Here is a 21,618-nt window from a genome sequence, read left to right as displayed (position 1 = left end):
CCTTGATCAAACTCAAAATGCAAACCAATGTCATGAGTTAGTCAAACAGACGCTGTTGCTGTATTCCATCCGTTCGCAGTGTGCTCGATGGGATGTTTTCCAGAACACTATTATGAGGTTTGGGAGGCACAAATAAGCCGATAATGATAAATGGATTGGGAGCAATTTTATGGTATTGTTGTGTTGTTCCCAGGAAAAAGTAGATATCCTTTGTCCGAAATTCATCAAGGTATTTTTTACGGACAAGAGTGTTTGCCTTTTTCTCATCGTGATTATATTTGTCGTAGCATCGTCAATATAAGGCTCCCAATTCCCAATCCTCAATCATGAGTCTGTGAGGTCCGGTGTCTCCATCAGAGGTAAATTTGTAAAAGTACTTATAGGGAAGCTTGCGAACAATCTTGCGCGTTTTCCCCTGGCCCTGCTCATCTAAATCAAACAGGTTGTATTGGAGTAGCTGATCCCTCCACTCCTGTTTCCATTCGCGTTCGTCTGGTTCAATAATCAGGTCTTCAATCTGACGAGGTTTGAGTGTTGCCAGGGATTTGTTCGCATCACTCTTTGCCAGTCTGATGATCTCTTCCATAGAAGTAAAAACTTCGTTCAGGACATACTTCTTTCGTTCTTGCCAGTCACGATTTTTGCCAGTGTCGATCTTCTCACCGACCTGCAGACTCTCAATATCATGCTTGGGACGATAGCTCTCCTGGCGGAAATCTTTTCTATGGCGTACCAGATCTACCGTAACCCAATGATATTTAGAATATTGGTTCCCATATGGGAGGGCTCTAAACGGGATAGGATAGATGCGGATCCATTTCCCATCAGAAAGAAAACCCGCCGTACATACTAATTCATCATACTTACTCGAAGGTAAAGGGTACGTTTTTACGGTGATTAACACGTTCGCACCGGGTATCTCTTCCGGTAGATACACGTTGCACCCCCAATGAACTAGCGGAGAATACATTATAAAGATGAATATAATGTATTTATACCCAAAAGTCCATTGTGAGTATTTTTGCTCTCTTGATTAACAGTGCATGCACTCTCGTCACGCAGATGAATAATTGGCATTTGAAAATCGGGTTCCTTAATTAGATATGCTGCAATTCTATGACGGTGACAACACAAATGATGAGCTTCAAAACAGGTGATTGCGACACGTTTATAGTCCTTAGCAATCTGTTTGAGCCAGATGAGATAATCTAATTGTGCAGGCAAGATATGCGTAGAATAAAAATCAAAGAGTTGGCGATAGTCAGTTTCATCCTGTAGATCATGTCGAAGATTGGAAGGAATACCGAGTTCTGAAACGTGCATATAGGTTATATCTGCTTCGCTTAGAAAGTACGCAAGCCTTTTTTTTGAGAAACCATATTTCATCGAGAGAGGGTTTTTCCGTACATCAATCAAGGCAGCCACATTGTTGGAAATCAGCAGATCAAGATACGCGTCGATAGATAACCCTTCATAACCAATAGTGAAGAATGTGGGTTCCTGAGATTGATTCCAACAGGCAGAGAAGAGCTCGTATTCCTGGTCAGGAAACAGGGATTTCACATGTGAACTACGTGAAAAATAGTGAGGAATTTCTAAAACAACTTTATGCAGGAGAGCTTCACCACTCAACTCTCCAATCTCTGCAACTAATGCATATAAAACGGCACGATCTGTTGCCTGTAACTGATCTATATGTGACCCATCAGCGGCTAATTGAAAATTTTCCTGCGCTGCCAACAAACCAAGATCAATAAGCCTGTGGTGATCTTGCGCCAGAATAAAACTCTTGTTCCCGGTGGAATGAGGAAAAAAATCATAGTAATGTTTCCCTCTACGCCAACACAACAAGAGCAAAAGTTCCTGGCAATCCAGGATATCTAACGAGCCACCAAAGGCCTCAAGAAGGGCTAATAATATCTTTCGTCGGTAAAACATCATACAACTCCTCGCCTGAACGCAGATCTCTCCACCCACTATAAACGATCAACGCCAGCAAAGAAGCAATACAGTCTATTAACGCAGTTCACAACAGCCAAAAGTATTACCCCATATATATTAGAACATATGATCTCAATTGTCTATGAGGAAAATGGCATAGAGAGGTGAATAGAAACGTCTCAATCGCTCTTTTATGAAAATCCCTACAACAGCTAAAGCCAATATTGATATAGAAACCATACAATACAATATGCTTATGCTCAGATCATATAGTATGCAAAATAAACAGGGCAAAGACTTTGCCTCACCAAATAAATATTTAGAATATAATTACTCATAGAGCCACATTTACTTATCATGCTCAATATGCTATGATCGTTGACAACAATAAATTTATAAAGCCGAGAGATCAGGTATGAATGTAGAATTACAGCACCCTCTCCATGTCTTTTTTTGCTATGCACGTGAAGATAAAAAACTCAGAGATGACCTGGATCGCCATTTGAGTAGCTTGAAACGCCAGAAGGTGATAGAGACATGGCATGAGTACGAAATTGTAGCAGGAGTCAACAGACAGCACGCCATTGATACCTATTTTAGAAAAGCTGACGTCGTTCTGCTCCTCATTAGTTCAGACTTTATTTCCTCTGATTATTGCTATAGTCACGAAATGCAGCAAGCCATGCACCGTCATGAAGCGGATTCTGCGACTGTGCTTCCCATCTTGCTCAGGCCGGTTGACATTACTGGCGCACCATTTAGTCATCTCCAGATGCTTCCACGCGATAACACTCCCGTCACACTCTGGAAAAACCAGGATGAAGCATTTTTCTATATTACGCAGGACATCCGCCAGGCCATTGATACCAGAGCCTCTAAACTCATTCAATCCCAGCCAATCATCACAAACAAAAAGGTTGGTAGTTCTTCTACAGCCAACGATCTAAAGCAATTCTCGGATCCACAGACGCAAGAAAAAGGATATGTAGTAGACGGGATCGAGGATTTCGCTGCAGCGATTGACACTGTACCTGCTGTTACACGAGATCTGTTTGTATACATTTGTGACTGGGCACGTAACCTTGAGAAGGTTGCACCAGTAAAGCTCCAAACATATCATGGAAAATCGCATCGGCTCACACTTCTCCCTCGGCTCCGCGACGATATGGCTGGCTTAATAAGTATTTACAACGTCAATGGCACTCTTTCGTTGCAGTTCTGGAGAAGTGTTTTTGTCCATCGCGCACCCCTGCACCTGAGGCTCATTGAACAACACTATGGAGAAGTTGGGCAAGGAAATTATCTACACAAGATCGATCAGAACTTATTTGACATTCTTACCAACGCCTATCTAGAAGCTGCAAATTTACCTGTCATAACTCCTTCAGAACAACTAACTGAAGAATATAAACAGCCCCTTCCACAAAAGAACAGTGATCGCAATATGATCGACCTCATTGTCGAGGCTGCCTTCAAAATTAGTGCTGATAAACAATCAGTATCCTTAGCAAACTTATACGATGAATATATGAATTCTAACCCTGGCATCAGCAAAGGATCTACCCATGCCAGCTTCGATGCAACGGTAAATTATCATTGCATCAATATGCGTTCACGCTTCTCAGATGTAAGAAAGCGATACCAAAAAAACGCTTATTGGATCACCAAACCCTTATTCAAACGAGTCAGCCGTGGACGCTACATGCTCCTTTCCCAGGAGGAGGTTACAGCATTTCAAAAATGCGTACAAAATAATGTTCCATTGATTTATGAAGACGAATACGATGTTTCTTTAATGCTCAAAGAAAACCATGCTCAATAAAAATACAACTGTTACCCATGAAGAGATTAATAGAAATTCCAAATCAAACAGTGCTAATAAGGAAGAGAAAACAGCCAGGCTAACTGATCTTAATATGACTAATTTTCAATGTTACAAGCTTCCCGCTTGTTTAGATTAGTTGCGACTGTTATAGATACTCCTTATATCCATATTTCTCACATATTCCAATCTCTATTGGAATCCTCTTCCCTCTGCAATACACCCTCAGTATATCCAGATTCAGTGGCACATTAGGACTTCAATCCCTACTGGAATACTAGCTTCTCTGCGACTGTTATGCTCCCAGCATTAGCCTCAATTGATGTCATGTTTCAATCCCTATCGGGATGCTAACTCCTCTGCGACACCCTTTACCCGCTCGACCAATGAAGAAGAGACGCAGTTTCAATCCCTATCGGGATGCTAACTCCTCTGCGACGGTCTTTCATTCGCATGGGACACAGCACGCTTCATCGTTTCAATCCCTATCGGGATGCTAACTCCTCTGCGACAGAGAGCTGTTCCCCATGACAAACAGTCAGAAAGAGAGTTTCAATCCCTATCGGGATGCTAACTCCTCTGCGACCGCACGTGCCTCTAAATGGCATAGCGAGATTTCAAAGTTTCAATCCCTATCGGGATGCTAACTCCTCTGCGACTACGGCATTTAATCGCGGGGGGACGCATATCTCGAAGTTTCAATCCCTATCGGGATGCTAACTCCTCTGCGACCAAAAAGCATTCCATGTTCTCACGGTCTGTTTGGTAGTTTCAATCCCTATCGGGATGCTAACTCCTCTGCGACGTGTACGTGCCGTAGTGATGGTGCTGGAGCTCGGATAGCAGTTTCAATCCCTATCGGGATGCTAACTCCTCTGCGACCTACGCCCCCGCTACTTTTGCCAAGATCAGATGGTGTTTCAATCCCTATCGGGATGCTAACTCCTCTGCGACAAAAATTATTGGCCTCTGGCGTTCGATGTCAAAATGTTTCAATCCCTATCGGGATGCTAACTCCTCTGCGACGGTGACATAGGAGCAACGGTGACAAAGAAAAACAAAGTTTCAATCCCTATCGGGATGCTAACTCCTCTGCGACGTTAAAGATGCCGTGGCAGAGTTGATTTGTCGAGTTGTTTCAATCCCTATCGGGATGCTAACTCCTCTGCGACGACGCGAGAGAGAGCGTAGCATTGAGGATTTAGCATCGTTTCAATCCCTATCGGGATGCTAACTCCTCTGCGACTCACCTGGTTGGCGTTCCTCCTGCTCGACCAGCTCCGTTTCAATCCCTATCGGGATGCTAACTCCTCTGCGACATCGATGGCTGACTCTATGCGGTCCTTGATGCCCGAGTTTCAATCCCTATCGGGATGCTAACTCCTCTGCGACATCGGCGGTGTACGCCTTGCGTGTTGCCAGTTGATAGGTTTCAATCCCTATCGGGATGCTAACTCCTCTGCGACGACGATTCTCCATACCCGTATGATGATCCAAGTCATTGTTTCAATCCCTATCGGGATGCTAACTCCTCTGCGACGCAATCATTTAGGCGCTACGCAAGGATCGACGGAGAGTTTCAATCCCTATCGGGATGCTAACTCCTCTGCGACCTATAAGACGCATGTGCCTCAATTCGATACTGCTTTGTTTCAATCCCTATCGGGATGCTAACTCCTCTGCGACGAAATGGATCTATAACCACCTCATCCTCTTTTGAGGTTTCAATCCCTATCGGGATGCTAACTCCTCTGCGACTTGGCTCCATCTGGCCTTTCCCCCGACAATTCTGTGTTTCAATCCCTATCGGGATGCTAACTCCTCTGCGACATGATGAAGGGCTTCCCCATTCAGGAGCAGTTATTCACGTTTCAATCCCTATCGGGATGCTAACTCCTCTGCGACGTCTATCTGATTTGCGCCGCTAAAAATCGTGCCTAAGTTTCAATCCCTATCGGGATGCTAACTCCTCTGCGACTTCTCTTCATCCTCTTGCGTGATAAAGAGATGCTTGTTTCAATCCCTATCGGGATGCTAACTCCTCTGCGACTGCGGCTGCCTCGCTGCGCCTGGAAAGCGGGCAAAAAATAGTTTTTGCGAGGCAGCGGTACAATCCAAGTTTCACACAGTAATTTTTGCTGCTCATAAAGAGACTATACACGAGTTAGTTGTCCTTTACAAGGGCTTGAGAAGCCTATTGAAGAACTTATCTGCTTTTTGCGAGGCAGCGAGCTTAGCATTTTCACCACTGCGTGCCTCGCAAAGATGTTTTTCATAGCGCCAACAATTTTTCATTTAGAACGAGTTGACTAGATAGCGACATTGACCCATACCCATCGCTGGTTTATAACCCACTCCAGTATAGAAGGCAAGTCTGGCGAGTAAGAGAATTTGTTGTTGGATATTTAAGGATGATGAGCCTATGGCTAGAGTATTCCCTCGGAAGCGATAAGTACAACGACCGACAAATCCTCGTTGAGGGTGATTGACAAAGCGAACACTGTGTGGCATGAGATCATAGTCTTCAATGACCAGACCATCCTCTTGAATGTATCGTTCAATCTGGTCACGTTGAACAAGCTCAGCAAGTTCGGGAGGGGCAAGCTCTTGCCAGCGTCGAGCTAAACCCGGAAAGACATAGATGGGTAAAGGAAGGCGTGCGTAATAGTTGCTTTGTTCTCCATTCGGACTGCGGCTACTACGGTTAAACGTCGTAAGCGACGCAAAGTCGAGAGTAAAGCAATCCTGCCGTGGTCGGATAGAGCCTTGTTGAATGGATGCGGCAAGATCAATAAAGGAGGTAAAACCAGTCCAACCAGTGGCATCATCATTATTGAGCAATACTTCTTCCAACAAAAACGTACGCTTGCCAAGCTTGATGAAGGGAACTTGCAGGTCAGCATTATTGAATTGCATAAGGGAATCGTAGAAGAGCGGAAAAAGATCCCCGAGTAGCAAAGTAAGGCGAATAATATATGATTTAGTAGGATTCACAGGCAGGTGAATATTCTCCCGTTCGGCTTCACGCATTCGTCGAGACGGAATAGGAAATTGAAGGCTAGAGCAGGTAAAGAGGCGTCGTCGATTACCATCATGAAGCCAGGTTGCCACATCGGGTGCGTAACTCCTTACCCAACTGAGCCAGGCGCCATGCACCAGTTCGCCAGAGAAAGGCATCAAAGTCCCGCTTTCAAGCGGACGCAGCTTTAGCTGCACAGCATATAATCGGGATGGTGCATCATTAATTCTTGCAATCTCCATAAATTACTTTTTTCTCTTTTCCAATGTCTACATGAAATAATACAATAGTGTCCTTCTCACAAATAGGCAGTTGATAGCACAACTATGCAATTAGCCTAATAGATCAGCCTAAGTGATAACTCTTCTCTAGAATACTTGATTACCCATGAAAAAACTATCTAAAAAATCGACAACCAAACTAAACAGTAGTGAATTTTAAGTAACTCTGCTTAGAAAGCATAAAATGGTATACGTTCATCTACAATAATCGGCCTTAAATACATCTCTTGAACAAAAAGAACTTAGGTCATCTAAGCTTGAATTGCGAATATAAATATGCTAAATTATAATCATACCTTTAAGCTCATTCAATCCTGATAAGAAGAAAAGCTTATCTGCATCCCTTGTCAATCAAGATACCTCTTTTACTATTCAAACATTTAGCGCGTTACTATTAGGATCAGAGGAATTCGATGTCAGGAAGCATAAAATGGAGTTTGTGCAATGCTCAAAAAAAGCCAAGTCTGTGTCCCTGAGGTCTCTTCTAAGATCTCAAATGAAGCAGCAAAGTTAGAAGATAGTCCATCACAAAATTCGATACTTCTCCAGAAGCAAGCCAGCATTAAAGCAACACGACAGTTACATTTGAAAAGAAAATCCAAAAGACAAATGAGTAACTACCATAGCGGTTACTTAGAAAAGATTGATAAACTCATCATTTTAGGAGTTATATCACTTCTTTTCTCAGAAGTTATTCTGCATTCTGATAGCAACTCAATTGCATTCAGTCTCTGTGCGCTGGCTGCTTCAATAGTCTTAATAACAACCTGTTTTTTTATTGTGTGTCCTAAAACGCACATAGCTGCAAAATTATGTGAGCAAACGCTTAGTATAGCAGAGAAATTCATCGATAGAGTAAAAAATCGATAGAATGCCGTTTTAACACACAACACAATGATAGAAGAAGGCAAATGAGGTTATTTGCCTTCTTCTATCATTGTGTTGGCAATGTAGTCTATGGGTATATTACCTTTGTGGTTAACTTGAAACAACTGTGCTATAATTTAGGCATAAGTATTCTTTTTGGGATACTATCTTTAAATGAGATTGAAACGAATTCATCTTCTGATGAACTATGTCCTTTCTTTGTGCTCAATGTCCTTAGATTTCCCGTATTAGGGCTTGCGTAGGGCACAAAACAGAAAGCATCTACAACTATTTTGTAGATGCTTTCTGTTTTGTGTGGATATTGCGCTTGAATAAAAAAATATAAATGCTTTTAAAATTATTCATAACTATTTATGAGTGCAATAAACGCCAAACATGCTATACTTAGTAAGTTACAAAAATGATCACTCGCATAACATTAAAAGCCTGGAGGCAATAGATTCGTGCAAAAGACACTCGTAGCGTTCGATGCCGATAGGATCAAGGGCTATGTCTTCGGTACCGATCGACTAAAGGAAATTCGGGGGGCGAGCGCACTGCTAGATAAGTTAAATCGTGAAATGATGCGCACAGAAGCCAAGCAAGTTAAAGATGCGGAGATCATCCCTATCTATACCAATGGTGGGCAAGGACTCTTTGTTGTCAGCGCCGATAATGCCCATACAGTAGCTGAGGATTTCGGCCAGCGGATACAAAAAAAATTCTCTGAAGAAACCCGTGGTGGTGCTTCTATTACCTATGCGCTGCAAGATCTCCCAGCCAATCTTCCTGATACTATTAATGCACTCAAGAGGATAGATCTAGCAGACTATTTTAAGCTGATTCAAGTCCAGATGGACTTCAAAAAAGGCAGCCCTGCGGATACGGTTGTACTTCCCTCGCACCCGTTGATGCGTCCATGCGATGCTTGTGGGATCAGGTATGCAGCGGAGAAAGGGGCAGAAAAAAATGAGCCGGAAGATCTGTATTACTGCCAAAGTTGCCGAGAAAAGCAGGAAGAAGATCATAGAATTAAAGCACAATTTCAAAAAGCTGCTGACTACGTACATAATTTCAAACAGTATACAGAGGACAATATTCTCCATCAGGAATTGTGGAAGCGCATTAGCTACTACTTGCAGGAAGCCAGTTATGATTTTTTCCCGTTCGGCTCACGATTTGTTCCGCAGCGTCCCAGTGACTTTCATGCTTTCCGACCTCTAGTTGAAGCAAAGGAGTACATTGGGTTAATTTATGCCGATGCCAACAACATGGGAGCAAAAGTTACGCGATTAACCAGGCTTGGAGTCTACGAGCAATTTGCCAAAGGAGTGGATCGCGCCATCCATCAAGCTATGAGCAGGGCCATCAAACAACATCTGCCAATCGTCCAGATCGCTGCAGACGAAGCCGCTGACGATATACAGGATGAGTCTATCGTAGAGGGCAAGATTACGCGTTTTCCCTTTGATATCTTTCTCCTGGGTGGCGATGATATCGTGATGCTTACCGATGCGGCGAAAGCGATGGAGGTAGCGCTCACCATAGGGCAAGAATTTCGGTCCATCATGACACAAATCTGTCAAGAGACGCCTGAATTCCGAGAGCTTGGAAACGATCAGTATAGCTTATCTATTGGCGTTGTCATGGCACCAATCAAGTATCCATTTCGCTTGATGCTGGGATTGGTAGAAAACATCCTCAAGGACGCGAAGAAAGAAGCCGCTAAAGCTCGCAGCGACAGAAACAAACAAGCGGGAATAGATTTTGATGACACACGCATCAGCTTCAGAATTGTCAACGGTGGTATGCAGATCAATGCCAATGATCCCTACATCAAAAAACCTGAAGATAAAGCCGATCGAAGAGACGAAGATACCAATCAGGAATTTCACGCTACTCTCCGGCCGTATTCGCCACGGGACCTGGACAATTTACTGAAAGCAATTAAAGAAGGTCAGCATTTGCGCCTCGGCCGTACCAAGCTGCATCAATTGCGCGAGTCTATTTTGCATATGAATACAACGACCTCTGTAAGTGAAAGTATCGCCGTCTTGCGCAACTGGAATGAGATACAACGAAAACATATTCTCACTTACCTTCGTCGCTACGGAACATTCTATCAGCATGCTCCTGCCGATCCAAATAATCCACTGGCGGGTTTGCCACGTCTGGTATTTCCATGGTTTTTAGACACACAATCGGTCTATCGCACAGCACTGCTGGATTTTGTGGAACTCTATGATTTTGTAGCACGCGACAAGAGAGAGCAGGTTGGCTATGAGCAATGATAGACTTGAACTCACGTATCGGCTGACGTTTGTAACTCCCTTTCACTTTGGAACGGGCCTGCGCGAAGGACTGATTGATCGTAGTGTACGTCGCGATCCACAGGGCTATCTCTATGTACCTGGCGCAACGCTCAAAGGGGTAGTACGTGAACACTGTGAACAGATCTGTCGCCTACTCGAACCAAACAACGAGCGGATCGCCAGTCCGCATGATCAAGAGAACGCGTTGATTGACCTGTACAACCCCGACACGAAAACGCTGATTACCCATATCTTTGGCTCAGCGAACCATCCGGGCTTGCTCTTTTTTGACAACGCCCAGCAGTCAGATGCCGATAGAAAGCTCTATGAAAGCACAGACAAACGTGAGGCCGGCGGAAAATACAAACACATCCAGACAGAAATATATACACAGGTGCGACTCGATCGATTAACGCGAACTGCGGTACAGGGAGCGCTCTACACCAGCGAATTTGGACGCCGGGCACTCTCCTTTGAAGGAACCATCACCGGTTGGATACAGCATACAGACATCCCGAACTTACCACATGTCAGCCAGGAACTCCTGCTACTTCTGGCAGGACTTCTGATGATTGAACGGCTGGGTGGCAACAAATCGACAGGCAAGGGTGTGTGCACCAATGAAGTGGAGCATATCACCATCAACGACAAAGAAACCTATACCAGAGAACACTGGGCAACCTGGCTGGAGCATCTCGATCAACTTACTGTCAGTGGGGGAACACGCTCATGAAATATCTTTCCATCCGGGTGATTGCCCAATCACCACTCTCCATTCGCTCAGATCATGCCTCCAGTGGAGCCGGGACGACCAGTTATATTCCTGGCTCCACTGTGCTTGGGAGCCTGGCCACCACCTATAAACTTCTGAATCCCGGCGATGCACATAACTTTGAACGCCTCTTTTTGAGTGGTGCGGTCCGTTTTCCCAATCTCTATCTCGCCTCTTATAAGAAAAATCAGAAACTACCAGACATCAATAAAAACCTGCCTATCTATCCGACACCAAAGACGGCAATCGCCTGTAAACGACAAAAAGGCTTTCTCTATCCATCCGATCAAAATAACGAAAGCCATGGAGTACGAGATACGCTGATTGACCATACACTCTTTACTGAGTGGCCCGAGAAAGATAAGGTTACCGCGCTAACCATACTGGAAGCAAGCCAAACATGTGCATTTGAGCATAATCATCAACGATGTGGCGAGCCAACCAATAGATATGAGGCCTATTACAGACGCATCAATGATAAACAACTGCTGGCATCCGAAGGCAAATATCACCTGCAAACACATACTGGCATTAACCGCTTCTCTGGCACCATCGAGGAAGGAATCCTCTATAACCGGCAAGTGTTTGATGAGGGGACGCAATTCTGGGGGCTCATCAAAGTCACGGATGAAACAGTAAGCACGCTCCTGGAGGACTTTTTAGAGAGGATCGCAAAAGGTGGTCTGATGCGCCTGGGCACTGGTCGCACACGTGGTATGGGCAAAGTATTCCTCATCACAGAAAACCAATCCAGAGAGACGGATACATTTGCTGCGTTCCAACAACGTCTGGATACCTTTAATAGCATGCTCCAGCAAGAAGCTCGCAAATATCAAACGCAGCTTTCACAGATTGAGGATCAGTATTATTTTGCACTTACGTTGCATTCCCCAACCATCCTCACTGATGCCCTGTTTCGTTATCACGGTACGATTAATGCACGGATACTTGAGGATCTGCTGTACAAACAAGCAAAAACCCCCATCCATGGTATTCAGCACGTCTACCACCAGGCACAGGTACAACGCATCACTGGCTGGCAAGAGTTATGGGGAACACCCAGGACAAATGAATACGCCATTGAAACAGGCTCGGTCTTTCTCTTTAAATGCCCCCATGCACAACGCACAAAACTTCTACCAGCACTCTACCAGCTAGAAGAGCAAGGGATCGGCAAAAGAACAATCGAAGGGTTTGGACGCATATGCATCTCGGATGCATTTCATCAGGAGGTCACATGGCTATAAGTAAGCAGGGAGCCAGCCGGAAAAACGCGCACCTCGCACTGAAAATCACGATCGAGGTGCAGGATGCAGCAGAGCAATTCTATCCAGAAAGCTATAAACTCGGCGAACATGCCGCAGCCGTCATCACGAATCGTCATCGCTCGCAACTCACCAACCTGGAGAATGTCGCGGCCAGCGCCTTCAAAACATCGGACATCTTTGATTATATTAAACGACAAACCGCCCGCTACGATTACTGGCGCAGACCCCACTCCCAACATAGCCAGGAGATTTTCGGGGTAAGACTACTCAATATTCTTTCGAAGGACCTGGAAAAGAAACACAATACGATCTGTAATAAGCTCGCTATTCAGAGCGATACAGACGAGGGCCGGCATCTCTACCGTCATGTCTATTTACTTCTGATCCGTCAATTTATCCAGCAAATGGTTGTGCAGTACGAGTTTAGCGCTAACCTCTCTCAAGAGGAAAAGGAGAGTATGTTCCCTCAGAAAATGAAAGGAGACTAGATGCTCTCGCCAGAACAAATGCAAAAGATCTGGGATATCAGCGATACGACGATTTATCGGGAAGCGGTAGCGTTTATTCACCGCCTGGTCAAAAGCGAGGGCTATGATCCACTTCCGCCCAGCCAGGTACGAGGTCTCCTCAATATTACGGGCAATTCTAGTTACACGCAAATCGAGACCTTTATCATACATCAACGCGATCGTGATTGGACGCCCAGGCAAAGAAACATCAAAGTATTCTATACCGAACTGGAAAAAATCTTTATAGCCATGAGATCACAGCGGCTACGGCGTGAGTTTCACCTGGTAGATGAGCAAGCACCACCACAGGTGTTGCGCCAGCAAGTTGACATGCTCATGGTATTCATTGTACGCGAATTCCTACAACATCTCATTGCCGAAAACAATGTGCTTGTGCAAGAAAAAAAAGGGCAACACGCCACCCCTTATCCAAAACGCCCGACGCAATCACCACGTCAAAATACTCCAACCAATTCTAAAGAGAGACAAACAAGATAAAGCAAGAAACAAAGAGATAGAGGATAGCCATGGCAGAAGAAACATCCAGACGCTATACATTGAGCAATCGCTATATTTTTACCGGACGCCTGGTGATGCAGACCGCATTTCACATCGGAGGCGGCCGCCTCACGCTAAGCGGCAGTGATAGCCCTGTTATCTTGACGCCAGAAGGCCAGCCATTTATTCCAGGATCCAGCTTCAAAGGATCGCTCAGGAGCACTACCGAGAAGATTGTTCCAGCACTCCCAGAGAGTGCGGAACTCTCAAGCTGTGGATTAGTCGAACTCAGCGACGAAGAACAACTGGCGGCCCAGCAACAGCAGAAATGGGTTTGTTCCTCCTTGCGCCAACGTGAATTTGCACAGCGATATCGTAATGCCCCAAATGATAAAAACATTTTTACCCAGGCGCGGAAAGAGTTGTGCCATACCTGTCAACTCTTTGGCTCACCCTTTAGCGCCTCACTCATGAGTATCCAGGACCTCTACCTTGCAGATATGACCTGGTTCGATGGCCTGATCCAACACAGAGATGGCGTTGCCATTGATCGCGATAGTGAAAAAGCGCGTGACCGCCTCAAGTATGACTTCGACGTGGTGCCCGCTACCACCTCATTTTCAATGAACATCACCCTGGAAAATGCGTCACCAAAAGATCTGCAGTTGATAAGTATCGGACTGAGCGAATTTGTGAATGGCTACGGAGTAATTGGTGGCAAACGTTCCCGTGGCCTGGGTGCCTGCATATTAGAAGATTTCAAAGTCACCTGCATCGATTTAGCAAGTGGAGATCAAAAAGAGCGCAGTCTTCGTCTCAAAAATCACTTGCTCAAGATTTTACCGGAGCCACTGGATGGACCGACATTTGTCCATGATCAGATCGACACTCTTTTCGCTGACAATAACGCTAGATAGCTTACATTAAAGGAAGCGTGCAATGTTAAAAAAACTGGTCAACGAAGCGTCTTGTATCCTGCGCATCACCACCACCGGTCCGCTCCTGATCAAGTCGGGTAGCGCCACCATCAGTGGTCCCGACATGACCCCAGTCCGCACTTATCGCAATGGTAAACCAGAAATTTTCATTCCCGGCAGTTCACTCAAAGGCGTTTTCCGTAGCCATATTGAGAAGATTGTGTGTAGCCTCAAACCTCGTGTTGTCTGCTACCCCTTCTCCGGACATGATGAAAAAGAAGCTGATCTGGCACAACGCCGAAAAGATTACCGGGATTCGTGCAGTCAGGCGCTCACAGACCTAGCGAAAGATAAAGACATGCGCGCGAAAATTGAGGCCGAAACAGACTTTGTGTATGAGCATTCCTGTCCCACCTGCCGCTTATTTGGTTCCACAGGATTTATTGGTCGCATCGCCATTGGAGATGCCTACCTGGTCTCTGACGGCATCACCGAGCAACGCGACGGCGTCGGAATTGATCGTTTCACGGGCGGAGCCAGCCATAGCGCAAAATTTGAGCTAGAGGTTGTCAGTAGTGGTGTGGTCTTCGAAACAAAGATCCACCTGCGCAATTTCGAGATCTGGCAACTAGGAATGCTGTTTGTGGTGCTCCAGGATCTGGAAGAAGAACTGATTCGTATCGGATCAGGCCGCTCACGAGGCTTAGGAAGTGTAACGGCCGAGATCAGTCCCAACGGTCAGCACCATCAACCCGGCGGATTCATCACCAGCACCATACGTAACGACAAAGAACCAGACAACGAACTCTGGGGACTTGGCCGCTGGCTTGAAGATGGCAGCTATGGGACCTGGAAGGATGACATGATTAATCTGGAGCAACCACTGGAGCGACGCCCCAATGGTATCCGGCTTCAACGCGTATTTCAGGATCAAAACCTGAACGCGTTACGTCAGGCCACTATCGACGAGTTTGTGAGTCGCATCCAGAATTGGCCAGACAATAGCTTCGCACACATCCAAAGCAGTGTGAACGGGATCAAAGGAAGGAGGTAAACAACACATGGTGGAGGTATTATACACAGGAACGCTCTCAGACCGGCAGCTCACACAACTCATTATGGATTGCGGCTTTCCACCACACGCACGCTTTCTCGGTGAACAATTGCCTGATCGCCTCATTGACGACGCCGAGCGCAAGGATCTGCTCCTCTTTAACTGGTACATCCCCTCCCTTCCATTTACCAGATATACGACCGGGCGCATTTTTCATTTCGAGGGTGAGCTACGTTGGGAACAACAGAATGCGGACGAATTTCAGCTTCTCTATCTTGGTAGTGACCACTATACCGACGTGCTTGAACACCATAGCTGTACACTGCAACCAGAGTTCGCAAACCTGATGAGGGAGAAGAAACTAAAGAATGTCCCCAAAGAGTATGTTTTGTTCGGCAAAAGGCTCGGTGAAGATCCCAAACAGCTCGCAACACCAGAGAACCACATCACCTATGCCGAAGCACGCATTCCTCGCCTTCTCCACTATCCGCTCCAGGTGTCAGCGGATGAAAAACCTGGAGAGCGTGTGAGAATACATGCAACAGAATATGTGGATAGAGAAAGTGGATGTCTCTATGCCTACAGGTTCCAAACGCTACAAGCCATGACAGACACATCCATCAATAAGGGAGCATGAAACGCGATGAATCCTTACGATTTTGTACGTATTGATTGGAGTAAACCACCCGAACGCCACAAACCAATCTGGCATCACCGCCTTTTTAACCAGACAGCGGAACCACTCTATTCAGGGCAGCTCGAACTCGACATCTACCTGGAAACACCCTGTTTCATTGCTGACCCCAATCAAACATCGGCTGATCCAACGAAACCATCCAGATTTTATAGTAATGCGCGTGGCGCCTACACTATTCCTGGGAGTTCGTTGAAAGGTCTGTTTCGATCGGTGGCCGAGACTCTCGGAAATGGTTGTCTGACACTGTTTGATAGCAGTTATGAGAATCATAAAGTGGATTATTACCGCAACGTGCCTGCCACCTTCCAAAAGTGCAAAGATATCAATGCTCTGTGTCTTACCTGCCGTAGCTTTGGTACATTGAACCGCAACACAATCTTTCTCGGAAAGATCAATGTCAACGATGCCGAGGTAAACCCTGACAGGGTATACGAATACCCTTCCATGTATACGAAGCCACTCATGACGCCACGTCCCCATCACGATAGTTTCTATCTGGATGAAAAAAAGCAGTATATCGCTGGCCGCAAGTTCTTCTTCCACCACTCACCCAATCTAGAACCACTCAGTGCTCCCGGATACACCTACATGGCAGGCAAACCATCCAATCGCTACATTCTCCCCCTGGATCGCGATACCCAATTTCATTGCCGTATCGATTTTACCAATCTTGAACGTAACGAATTTGCCGCACTACTGCTAGCAACCACGCTTGAAGAGAACATGCGCCATAAAATTGGTTATGGCAAACCGCTCGGCCTGGGTTCAGTTCAGATCATACCTACCAAACTCACGCTCATCGACTACGCAGCACGCTACAGTGGACAGGGAAAAAGTGGAAAAACAGTCAAAGAAGGTGATGATACCTGGTACGCGATTGATGACTATACAGAGAACTTCAAACAAATCGTTGTACCTCCCAGTACCCTGGATGACCTGCGCTATATCTGGTCCTGGCCACCTGATGAAACGGTCAACTACGCCTATCCATCGAAAGACTGGTTTAACCGCGAAGGCCGCGGCAAACGCATTGAAGATACACGCAACCTGCGCTAACGAAGAAGAAGTTCATCAAAGGAGTGAATATGACAGGCAATAAACATGCAGCAAGAATCGCCGGAGATGACTATCAACATCTCTATTCCTGGTGGTTAATTCTTGGATTAAAATTGCCAGAAGAAAGAATAGCCAAAGTCATCCTGGAAGATGGCAGTGCGCGCTACGTTGATGATGTAACTATCCGCTATGAACCGGGGACAGAATTACCTGATCGTTTTTATCAAATCAAATATCACGTGGATCAGCGTAATGAATATTCAGCCCAAGAACTTATTTCAACAAAATCAAGTTCTCAAAGTCTTCTAGAAAAATTCTGGGAGAGTTGGCAACATCTACGCCAGAATAACCCGGATCGATCACTCGAATTATACCTTGTCAGCAACTGGACCTGGGGGCAGGATGCATTGGGAAAATGGGTAGGAGGTGCAACTGATAGCATTAATATTGATGAATTTTTTGCTGCTCAACCATCAAAAAAAATTCAGAACATTAAACAAGCCTGGCAAACAAAGATTCAGGCCGACGATCAGAGTTTTAAGGCATTTCTCAGCTGCCTTCACTTTAGACTTGGATATAGCGCAAGCGTCTTAATCAACGAACAAGTAGTAGAACGCATGCGGCATCTGCAACTAAAAACAGATATCGCTTCTTTATCTAACTGTAGTAGTATCGTACGTTCATGGCTTAATAGTAATCACACAACCATTACTGCTGAAGAATTACATACAGAACTCAAAAGGTATAATCTGTACTTGCCCGCCAAAGAAGAACGCTGCGTCACCATTTATATGAATTCGATAGAAGAGCAAAAATATGCACATAAGCCAGACTATCATCTACGTTGGCGCAATTATTTTGTTGATGTTGGTAACCGGGGAGGTCATCAGTTAAAAGAGCCATCCAATTGGAACGACATTCTTTTGCCTCAACTCGAAAGGCTCAAAAATAAAGTCAATAAAGATACGGATTGCCGTTTTATCAGAGCCTATGGTCAATCCAGGCTCTCGTGCTGGTTCGCCTTTGGCTTTACATTTTCCGAAGTCGCATCATATACACTAGAGGTTCATCAAAACAACCAGAGCTGGAGAACAGATGTAGAAGCAAGCAAAAATGTTCATTTGATCATTACAAGTAATCATGGATCTCCTCATGGGGAAATACTCGATCAAGAAGGCGACACAGTCGCTCTTGGAATCAGTGCCTATGGTTCAATTCCCTTAGATAATGATGTCAAAAAATACCTGGCTCAAAGGAAAGGGAAGATAGCAGCTCTCTTACTTTTATCTACAGAAGACTTGAATCGCAAAATAGAGGATGCACATACCGTTGTAGCAATAGCTGAACAAGTAAAATCATACGCTAAATCACTTATCCAGCACTGGGAAGCAAAAAAACTATTGCTGTTTTATCAAGGTCCCTACAGCGGAGCCTGTTTCATTGGACACAAACTCAACGCCATTCATGCAGAAATTCAAATCATGGAAGATCAGCAACCTGGTTATGCCCCCTCATTTCTCCTCAAATAATTAATGGGGCTATCTTCTATTATGGTTGTGAAGATAGCCTACCTCTCTCGATATCACAGTATAAAAGCCTCAGAAAACTATTCACCTTCTACCGGAACGTCTGCACCTCTGCAAATTAGACGGCACATCCCTGAAACGTCGATCGCAGCAAGTTTCAATCCCTGCCGGGACATCTGTACCTCTGCGGTCGCACCTGATGATCATCGGGATCACACCCAGCCATGTTGCAATCCCTACCGGGATGCTCTTCCCTCTGCAACTCAGAGTCAAGCGACTCACTGGCAGGCTCAACGAGCGTTTCAATCCCTACCGGGATGCTCTTCCCTCTGCAACGACTAGAGCGGGCGTTGTGAATAGACATAGTGTGAGTTTCAATCCCTACCGGGATGCTCTTCCCTCTGCAACGCAGAGCACCGCCAAGTCCACCTGGGCCCGGTGAAGGTTTCAATCCCTACCGGGATGCTCTTCCCTCTGCAACTATGTTCTTGCTTGGCTTCTTCCTCCGGATCGTAGTGTTTCAATCCCTACCGGGATGCTCTTCCCTCTGCAACTATGTTCTTGCTTGGCTTCTTCCTCCGGATCGTAGTGTTTCAATCCCTACCGGGATGCTCTTCCCTCTGCAACGCCAGCGCCTGCGCCCGGTTGTACTTCTGGGATGGGGTTTCAATCCCTACCGGGATGCTCTTCCCTCTGCAACTAAACTGGTCATCATCTGGATTGTCTGACCAGTCTGTTTCAATCCCTACCGGGATGCTCTTCCCTCTGCAACGCCGTTGCTCTCCAATGTAGGCGGTAATGCCTTCAATGTTTCAATCCCTACCGGGATGCTCTTCCCTCTGCAACCAATCGGATGCGTCGCAAGCCATCGCGGCGCGTTTTGTTTCAATCCCTACCGGGATGCTCTTCCCTCTGCAACACAGAGCCGACACCCAAGAGAGCACCTTGAGTCTGAAGTTTCAATCCCTACCGGGATGCTCTTCCCTCTGCAACTCAGGAAAGGAACCAGCCCCCCAATACCGATCATCTGTTTCAATCCCTACCGGGATGCTCTTCCCTCTGCAACTGGCACTCTTCGCGCGATTGGCGCGATTGCGTTCCGTTTCAATCCCTACCGGGATGCTCTTCCCTCTGCAACCGGTACATCGCGCCGGCCTGAATGCTGTTTAATGAGTTTCAATCCCTACCGGGATGCTCTTCCCTCTGCAACTGCATTAACTTATCCTTGTCCAGCTGGGCAGTTTGATGTTTCAATCCCTACCGGGATGCTCTTCCCTCTGCAACATCCAGAAATTTTATTCGGGATTGACGATTGATGGGTTTCAATCCCTACCGGGATGCTCTTCCCTCTGCAACCCCATCGGGCACGATCTGTGGTTGGGTCAGTCTCGATGTTTCAATCCCTACCGGGATGCTCTTCCCTCTGCAACTCCCGGCGCCCGAACCCGGCCCGCTCGTTATCATTGTTTCAATCCCTACCGGGATGCTCTTCCCTCTGCAACGTTGTAATCCTCGCTAGAGTAGTCCGTGTTCAGTACGGTTTCAATCCCTACCGGGATGCTCTTCCCTCTGCAACGTGTTACCCCCCTGTACTGACATCCGTACATTAATAGTTTCAATCCCTACCGGGATGCTCTTCCCTCTGCAACGGCCACGCGCTCGCTGCTCCCACTGCTCCATCTCTTCAGTTTCAATCCCTACCGGGATGCTCTTCCCTCTGCAACTGTTTGCTGGTACTTCTTGATGGCAAGCAACATATTGTTTCAATCCCTACCGGGATGCTCTTCCCTCTGCAACGTCTACCCACATATCCACAGAAATAGCCTCTAGGAAAGTTTCAATCCCTACCGGGATGCTCTTCCCTCTGCAACAAGAATGCGCGGCGTACTTTGCGGATTTGAGCCGCAAGTTTCAATCCCTACCGGGATGCTCTTCCCTCTGCAACAGCGCCTCCTCCGGGCTAATAATTTTGTTTCACAGTGTTTCAATCCCTACCGGGATGCTCTTCCCTCTGCAACAGAGTCCACTCTAATTCGCATGCGGATAGGAGGAAAGTTTCAATCCCTACCGGGATGCTCTTCCCTCTGCAACGGTAGGGAGACGCACCAGCCATATTATCATCATAGTCACTGTTTCAATCCCTACCGGGATGCTCTTCCCTCTGCAACCAACGGCACCGTGGTGCAGCAGCCATTCTACAGCGTGTTTCAATCCCTACCGGGATGCTCTTCCCTCTGCAACGAACAATACCTTTGACTTCGTGAATGCCCGTTTCTTGTTTCAATCCCTACCGGGATGCTCTTCCCTCTGCAACTAATAGCCGGAAAGCGTCAGATCGCCGTTGCTGTTGGTTTCAATCCCTACCGGGATGCTCTTCCCTCTGCAACGCCGCCAACCGTAGCCAGTTTTGCAGCTCCATTTTTGTTTCAATCCCTACCGGGATGCTCTTCCCTCTGCAACTGATCAACCCGCCCGAAACACAAAACCCGTCCATCTTGTTTCAATCCCTACCGGGATGCTCTTCCCTCTGCAACAGTAAGCGGAAGCTTCCCGGCAAGCACGAGGTAACAGTTTCAATCCCTACCGGGATGCTCTTCCCTCTGCAACTGAGAAACGAACAGGTTCATCTTACCCCAATTGATGTTTCAATCCCTACCGGGATGCTCTTCCCTCTGCAACATCATCCAGGAACCCATGCTCATGAGAGCGACTTTGAAGTTTCAATCCCTACCGGGATGCTCTTCCCTCTGCAACCCCCCCAAAAAAAGCCCATCCCCACAAAACATGCATGTTTCAATCCCTACCGGGATGCTCTTCCCTCTGCAACGCAAAGGGCGGTTCGTTGCGGATCGTATGCACCATGTTTCAATCCCTACCGGGATGCTCTTCCCTCTGCAACTTAATGTACTTTTAGATTTACGAAAAATACTACATGTTTCAATCCCTACCGGGATGCTCTTCCCTCTGCAACCGCGTTTGCCTCGAGACGCCTGGAAAGCGGGGCGAGGAGAGCTTTTGCGAGGCAGCGATGAAATATATGTTTCGCAAGGCGTTTTTCATCATTCACAGATACACTATA

At 46.2% G+C, this 21,618-nt stretch carries 14 protein-coding genes, 1 pseudogene and 2 CRISPR repeat arrays; of the genes and pseudogenes, 12 read left to right on the top strand and 3 right to left on the bottom strand.

Going from position 1 to position 21,618, the window contains the following annotated elements; genetic code table 11:
* Positions 1-37 precede the first annotated feature (37 nt).
* Positions 38-904, bottom strand: a pseudogene (locus tag KTT_RS31955) (DUF8757 domain-containing protein).
* 65 nt (positions 905-969) lie between these two features.
* Positions 970-1,941: a DUF488 domain-containing protein gene (locus tag KTT_RS31950; protein WP_126601710.1), complete on the bottom strand. Its 972-nt coding sequence runs from the start codon at positions 1,939-1,941 to the stop codon at positions 970-972.
* 415 nt (positions 1,942-2,356) lie between these two features.
* Here KTT_RS31950 and KTT_RS31945 point away from each other — a divergent pair, with 415 nt between their 5' ends.
* Positions 2,357-3,763, top strand: a complete 1,407-nt coding sequence (locus KTT_RS31945; RefSeq protein ID WP_126601709.1) for a toll/interleukin-1 receptor domain-containing protein — start codon at positions 2,357-2,359, stop codon at positions 3,761-3,763.
* Positions 3,764-4,092: 329 nt separating this feature from the next.
* Positions 4,093-5,813: direct repeats of the CRISPR family, unit length 37 nt; unit sequence GTTTCAATCCCTATCGGGATGCTAACTCCTCTGCGAC.
* Positions 5,814-6,058: 245 nt separating this feature from the next.
* Here KTT_RS31945 and cas6 read toward each other — a convergent pair.
* Positions 6,059-7,024, bottom strand: a complete 966-nt coding sequence (cas6, locus tag KTT_RS31940) for a CRISPR system precrRNA processing endoribonuclease RAMP protein Cas6 (RefSeq protein WP_126601708.1) — start codon at positions 7,022-7,024, stop codon at positions 6,059-6,061.
* Between the two features lie 483 nt (positions 7,025-7,507).
* Here cas6 and KTT_RS31935 point away from each other — a divergent pair, with 483 nt between their 5' ends.
* From KTT_RS31935 to KTT_RS31885, 11 genes are all read left to right on the top strand, one after another.
* Positions 7,508-7,933, top strand: a complete 426-nt coding sequence (locus KTT_RS31935) for a hypothetical protein (RefSeq protein WP_126601707.1) — start codon at positions 7,508-7,510, stop codon at positions 7,931-7,933.
* Positions 7,934-8,394: 461 nt separating this feature from the next.
* Positions 8,395-10,221, top strand: coding sequence for a Cas10/Cmr2 second palm domain-containing protein (locus tag KTT_RS31930; protein ID WP_126601706.1), 1,827 nt, complete (start codon positions 8,395-8,397; stop codon positions 10,219-10,221).
* On the top strand, positions 10,211-10,975 hold the full coding sequence (locus tag KTT_RS31925; RefSeq protein ID WP_126601705.1) for an RAMP superfamily CRISPR-associated protein: 765 nt from the start codon (positions 10,211-10,213) through the stop codon (positions 10,973-10,975). The genes KTT_RS31930 and KTT_RS31925 overlap by 11 nt, the downstream gene beginning before the upstream one ends.
* Positions 10,972-12,261, top strand: a complete 1,290-nt coding sequence (locus KTT_RS31920) for an RAMP superfamily CRISPR-associated protein (RefSeq protein WP_126601704.1) — start codon at positions 10,972-10,974, stop codon at positions 12,259-12,261. Before KTT_RS31925 ends, KTT_RS31920 begins: the two co-directional genes overlap by 4 nt.
* Entirely contained in the window at positions 12,252-12,770 is a 519-nt protein-coding gene (locus KTT_RS31915; RefSeq protein WP_126601703.1) for a hypothetical protein, read from the top strand. Before KTT_RS31920 ends, KTT_RS31915 begins: the two co-directional genes overlap by 10 nt.
* Positions 12,771-13,289 carry a hypothetical protein gene (locus KTT_RS31910; RefSeq protein ID WP_126601702.1) on the top strand — a complete coding sequence of 173 codons (519 nt, stop codon included), beginning with the start codon at positions 12,771-12,773 and terminating at the stop codon, positions 13,287-13,289.
* Positions 13,290-13,318: 29 nt separating this feature from the next.
* On the top strand, positions 13,319-14,206 hold the full coding sequence (gene csx7 / locus KTT_RS31905) for a type III CRISPR-associated RAMP protein Csx7 (protein WP_126601701.1): 888 nt from the start codon (positions 13,319-13,321) through the stop codon (positions 14,204-14,206).
* A gap of 22 nt (positions 14,207-14,228) precedes the next feature.
* Positions 14,229-15,260 (top strand): type III CRISPR-associated RAMP protein Csx7, encoded by a 1,032-nt coding sequence (gene csx7 / locus KTT_RS31900; protein ID WP_126601700.1) that lies wholly within the window; start codon positions 14,229-14,231, stop codon positions 15,258-15,260.
* Between the two features lie 7 nt (positions 15,261-15,267).
* A complete protein-coding gene (gene csx19, locus KTT_RS31895) occupies positions 15,268-15,897 on the top strand; it encodes a type III-D CRISPR-associated protein Csx19 (protein WP_126601699.1) in 630 nt (209 codons plus the stop codon).
* Positions 15,898-15,903: 6 nt separating this feature from the next.
* Positions 15,904-17,013, top strand: a complete 1,110-nt coding sequence (locus tag KTT_RS31890; protein ID WP_126601698.1) for an RAMP superfamily CRISPR-associated protein — start codon at positions 15,904-15,906, stop codon at positions 17,011-17,013.
* Between the two features lie 29 nt (positions 17,014-17,042).
* Positions 17,043-18,542 carry an SAVED domain-containing protein gene (locus KTT_RS31885; protein ID WP_126601697.1) on the top strand — a complete coding sequence of 500 codons (1,500 nt, stop codon included), beginning with the start codon at positions 17,043-17,045 and terminating at the stop codon, positions 18,540-18,542.
* A gap of 223 nt (positions 18,543-18,765) precedes the next feature.
* Positions 18,766-21,510: direct repeats of the CRISPR family, unit length 37 nt; unit sequence GTTTCAATCCCTACCGGGATGCTCTTCCCTCTGCAAC.
* Positions 21,511-21,618 lie beyond the last annotated feature (108 nt).

This window comes from Dictyobacter aurantiacus (genome assembly GCF_003967515.1).
In the GTDB taxonomy this organism is placed as follows: Bacteria; Chloroflexota; Ktedonobacteria; order Ktedonobacterales; family Ktedonobacteraceae; genus Dictyobacter; species Dictyobacter aurantiacus.
The sequence above is the reverse complement of the archived record's forward strand: the minus strand, read 5'-3'. Positions and strand labels throughout refer to the sequence as shown.

Coding starts and splice junctions, on each gene's coding strand:
- KTT_RS31885 (WP_126601697.1), top strand. CDS start 17,043: ATGACAGGCAATAAACATGCAGCAAGAATCGCCGGAGATGACTATCAA.
- csx7 (WP_126601701.1), top strand. CDS start 13,319: ATGGCAGAAGAAACATCCAGACGCTATACATTGAGCAATCGCTATATT.
- KTT_RS31935 (WP_126601707.1), top strand. CDS start 7,508: ATGCTCAAAAAAAGCCAAGTCTGTGTCCCTGAGGTCTCTTCTAAGATC.
- KTT_RS31910 (WP_126601702.1), top strand. CDS start 12,771: ATGCTCTCGCCAGAACAAATGCAAAAGATCTGGGATATCAGCGATACG.
- cas6 (WP_126601708.1), bottom strand. CDS start 7,024: ATGGAGATTGCAAGAATTAATGATGCACCATCCCGATTATATGCTGTG.
- KTT_RS31950 (WP_126601710.1), bottom strand. CDS start 1,941: ATGATGTTTTACCGACGAAAGATATTATTAGCCCTTCTTGAGGCCTTT.
- csx7 (WP_126601700.1), top strand. CDS start 14,229: ATGTTAAAAAAACTGGTCAACGAAGCGTCTTGTATCCTGCGCATCACC.
- KTT_RS31890 (WP_126601698.1), top strand. CDS start 15,904: ATGAATCCTTACGATTTTGTACGTATTGATTGGAGTAAACCACCCGAA.
- KTT_RS31915 (WP_126601703.1), top strand. CDS start 12,252: ATGGCTATAAGTAAGCAGGGAGCCAGCCGGAAAAACGCGCACCTCGCA.
- csx19 (WP_126601699.1), top strand. CDS start 15,268: ATGGTGGAGGTATTATACACAGGAACGCTCTCAGACCGGCAGCTCACA.
- KTT_RS31925 (WP_126601705.1), top strand. CDS start 10,211: ATGAGCAATGATAGACTTGAACTCACGTATCGGCTGACGTTTGTAACT.
- KTT_RS31945 (WP_126601709.1), top strand. CDS start 2,357: ATGAATGTAGAATTACAGCACCCTCTCCATGTCTTTTTTTGCTATGCA.
- KTT_RS31920 (WP_126601704.1), top strand. CDS start 10,972: ATGAAATATCTTTCCATCCGGGTGATTGCCCAATCACCACTCTCCATT.